The following is a 4,322-nucleotide window of genomic DNA, read 5'->3' as shown; positions in this document are numbered from 1 at the left end:
TGGTTGTCGAATCCGTAGCAATATACAATGGCAGGCGGCCACATATGGCTCTAAAATACAAAACGCCCGATGAAATACATCGGGCGTTTTAACCGAAATAAGTGTCAACTTATTCCAGGACAAGTCACCTTCAAAAAATAAACAAAAATAGTTTCCCCGTATCTTTTGCTAGAAGCCACAAAAGACACGGGATTAACATGAAAGGATTAGTTAGCGAGCCAAACTTGCTCTAGAGGAGGAATAGAAAGGGCGTCGCTATTTATAACGAAATTTCGATTCGTCAATAATTCTTTAGTTTGCCCCGAATCTAGATTGCGTAGAATATCGCTATGCATATGCTGCGTATGTTCACTGAAATTGCAAATGACTAATAGACGTTCACCGTTGTTGTTTGCCCGTAAAAACGCAAAACAGTGAGGGTTACCCGTATCAATAATGTGCGTTTTGGCATCGCCGAATACGTCGCGCTCGCCCCTCACTTTTATCATTGCCTGAAGCCCTTTGAACACTCTAAGGCTTGCCTGTTGTTCCTGGTTCAGCATCTGTGAACGGGCTGTTAAGGCAAGTTGGGTATCCTCTTTGGTAACTGCAATTCGGTTAACCCAACGATCGTCATGACACTTTGCTTCGTCATTGCGATAACTATAATCATTTAATTTTGCCAATTCATCGCTAGAGTAAAGCAGGGGAATACCGCCGATACTAAATGTAATTCCATATAGCAGTAGCATACGTTTAATCGCATCATCTATTCTGCTTTTATCATTGTCTGCGAGCGCACCCTCTAAGCCGCACAAAGAGGCTAATGAGCCACAAACGCGACAATCCCCATTCGATGGATTTTCGGCAAAAGGTACACCATTAGCGAAGCTTCCTTCGAACCGACCAGTAAAAAACTGATTTAAGAAAAAGCGGTGGTCATGGGGATTTATGCCGAGTTCGTGCGCCACATCATCGTCAAAGGTCCAACCTATATCATCATGACAACGAACATAGTTTACCCAGCTACACTGGTCCGAAATAGTGAAGCTTTTTTGCATCGAACGGGTGAGCAGTCGGGTTTTACGGGTTGCTAAACTATTCCACAGAAGGGCCATTAGCAATGGGTTATAAGAAAGTTGGCATTCTTCCTTATCAATATACTTCATCACCTCATCAGGATGCACAATCGCTTCAGATTTGAACACTACGGCTGGCGCTACAATCTGTAGGCAGCAGTTAAAGGCTTGAATCAAAGTATGAGCTTTGTCTTGGTTTTCGCAATTCGTTCCCATCTCCTTCCATATAAATGCCAATGCATCCAAGCGGAGGGCTGCGCAGCCAATATTGGCAAGAAACAGCATTTCAGAAGTAATGGCATTGAAAACTTCAGGGTTACTGTAGTTCAAGTCCCATTGAAAGCTGTTGAAGGTTGTCCATACCCATTTTTCCATCGTTTCGTTATAGGTAAAGTTCCCACGTCTAACCTGGGGAAATATTTCTCTCAACGACTTTTCATATTGGTCTGGGATAGATTTATCATCAAACAGGTAATAATAATTCTGGTATTGGGTATCGCCTTGTAACGCTGCTTTAGCCCACGCATGCTCATCAGAAGTGTGATTAAACACAAAATCTAATACCAGGTTTATCCCTTCACGTTGTAGCGCTTCAGAAAGTATTTCCAAGTCGGCCATAGTACCAAGGCTAGGGTTAACCTTTCGGTAATCAGACACAGCATATCCGCCGTCGCTATCTCCTTCAGGAGCGCTATAGAGCGGCATCAAATGCAAATAGGTCACACCTAAGGCCTTAAAGTAAGGTATACGGTCGTGTAAGTCTTTAAGCTCGGGGCCCAATAGATCGACATAACACGCCATACCGACTTCTTTTGGGCTTTTATACCAAAGCGGGTTACGTAGACGCTGCTCATCTAATTGTTTAAGGCTTGGCTTGCGACGCTTAACCCCATCTCGCAGCACTTCAACTAAGTTTTGTAAATGAAAATAACAATCGTATTGATGCCCATAAACATGAGTGTATTTTTCAAAAAGGGCAGGAAAATGCGTACGAAGACGACGAGTAAAAAGCGCCGCATCTTTCTTAGACAGCCCTTGTAAATCAACCGCTTTCAGTATGCGCTCCAAACAGGTAGCGCTATTTGCAGCATAGCTCATAATTCACTCCAATTCTTTCAGCGGTGGCTTGCCGCTAAACACTGTAGATACCATTCAAAATTAATAGGTTTACAGTGATTTCATATTCTGTTAACTTTCATCTTAAACGATTAAGTTAATTTTTCAACCTAATTTGCCCATGATTCGATTGGTTAGTTGCATTTTTCTAAATGGGCTAAGGTAGTCGAGAGGTTCAGGCCCGTAACCTGTTGAATGCGAGAATAATAATGACCCAACAAGATCCGAACAGCCGTATAATTCGATGGTTAACCTACCTAATGTTTATGATGTTCGCAATGACATCTGATTCTGTGGGCGAAATCATAAAGGAGGTAAAGGTTTCCTTCTCGGTAACTAATGCTCAAGCCAGCCTAATGCATTCGCTACCCATGCTAGGCATTGCGTTATCTGGGTTATTTCTTGGCTTTTTAGCCGATAAACTCGGAAGAAAGCCAACAATTATTTTGGGCTTAGCTTTGTTTGGGGCTGCGTGTTACAGCTTTATGATTGCCAATGATTTTATTCTTATCGTGAGCTTAATGAGTTTATCCGGCGTGGCGGTGGGCGTCTTCAAAACAGGTGCATTAGCGTTAATTGGTGACATATCAACTTCAACTAAGCAACACACAGCAACAATGAATGGTGCAGAGGCGTTTTTTGGGGTAGGCGCCATTATTGGGCCGCTAATTGTCGCTTACTTAATTCACCAGGGGGTTGCGTGGCAGTGGCTGTATGTTATTGCAGGGGGAGTGTGTACCTTTCTTATTATAGGCGCATTACTAGTGAAGTACCCTACATACAAACGAAACGATGATAGCAACGGAGAAAAAGTTTCATTTTGGCGCAGCTTAGGGTTAGTAAAGAACCCTTATGCATTAGGGTTCTCTGTAGGCGCCTTTTTGTATGTTGCGGCAGAAAGCGCAATTTATGTATGGATGCCGAGCTACTTAGTGTGCGATGCCACTTCGCTACGCGCTACCTACGACTGTTATAGTAGTGGGGTCACCCAAACGCTTGCTATTTATTCGGTCACGGCTTTTTTCATTCTTCGTGCTGCAGGGCGTTTCGTTGGTATTTGGATGATGACCCACTTTAATTGGGCACTAGTACTTATGCTATTTAGCGGTGCTATTGTAGTTTGTTTTACACTAGGTTTGTGGGGTGGGAAACATGTAGCCCTCTATCTATTCCCTTTAAGCGGTATATTTATGTCAGTGATTTATCCTACCTTTAACTCCAAGGGGATAAGTTGCTTTCCTAAACACCAACATGGAAGCGTAGCAGGCGTTATTCTATTTTTCACTGCGGCAGGAGCAGCTACGGGCCCCTTTATTATGGGACTAGTTAGTGACGCTAATGGCGGTGACGCAAAATATGGGTTCATGGTCGCTACCGTTTTCGCGCTTATCTTATTTTTCGGCTTGCTATATAACTATATTAAAAATCCTACTCAAAGCCGATTGACACAGCTAGAAGCAAGTGAATATGGTAATAACCCTTAGACAAGCTCATTCGATGACGCTTTAAAACTGCAATCTAGTTTCACGTGCGCCGCCAGTTTAGCTGGCGGTAGCCATAGCTACCCCACTTAGATAACCTCATTGTTATCGTTGATGTGCCATTAATCGCTCATTTCGGATAAGTTTTTAGTGGAATAGCGGATAATTAAACTTGTACCTACCGCTAACAATCAATATTTTGCCGCAATCAGTATGCTTTGTAAGCATTGTGAGGGGATTTTGTGCAAACAAAAGGAATATGACAGTTTTTTTAAAATAGTTGTTGACCTCAGCGCTCAAATCCCTACAATGCGCATCCGCTTCGGGGGAAAAGCAAAACAGCAACCCTCCTGAAGTAAGTCTCTACTACCTTTGTAGGTCAGTAAAGACGGGAGTTTAGAAGAAACGCTTCAGAAAATAAATTTTCAAAAAGTGTTGACAACGAAAGCTTCCAGCGTATAATGCGCACCTCACTCGAACAGGGTGAGCCACTAAGAAGCAAAGCGCTTCGCGGTGAGCAAGGAAAACGAATCAACTGAAAGTAATGTTGGTCCTCCTTGCGCAGAAGTCACGACAAAAAGCGTCATGATTCTGCACTATGTTCTTTAACAATTTAGACAAGACAATCTGTGTGGGCACTCGTTAAGAGTGTCGACAACGACGATTC

The 4,322-nt window shown here is 42.9% G+C and carries 2 protein-coding genes; one reads left to right on the top strand and one right to left on the bottom strand.

Annotation, left to right across the window (positions count from 1 at the left end; all coding sequences use genetic code 11):
• Nucleotides 1-206: 206 nt before the first annotated feature.
• Complete coding sequence (locus GTH32_RS18885) at nucleotides 207-2,156, bottom strand: alpha-amylase family protein (protein WP_163088719.1); 1,950 nt, start codon at nucleotides 2,154-2,156, stop codon at nucleotides 207-209.
• A gap of 278 nt (nucleotides 2,157-2,434) precedes the next feature.
• Between GTH32_RS18885 and GTH32_RS18880 the strand changes: the two genes are divergently transcribed.
• Nucleotides 2,435-3,658 (top strand): MFS transporter, encoded by a 1,224-nt coding sequence (locus tag GTH32_RS18880; protein ID WP_163088723.1) that lies wholly within the window; start codon nucleotides 2,435-2,437, stop codon nucleotides 3,656-3,658.
• Nucleotides 3,659-4,322: the final 664 nt, after the last annotated feature.

This window comes from Alteromonas profundi (assembly GCF_010500865.1).
Classification (GTDB): domain Bacteria; phylum Pseudomonadota; class Gammaproteobacteria; order Enterobacterales; family Alteromonadaceae; genus Alteromonas; species Alteromonas profundi.
The sequence above is the reverse complement of the archived record's forward strand: the minus strand, read 5'-3'. Positions and strand labels throughout refer to the sequence as shown.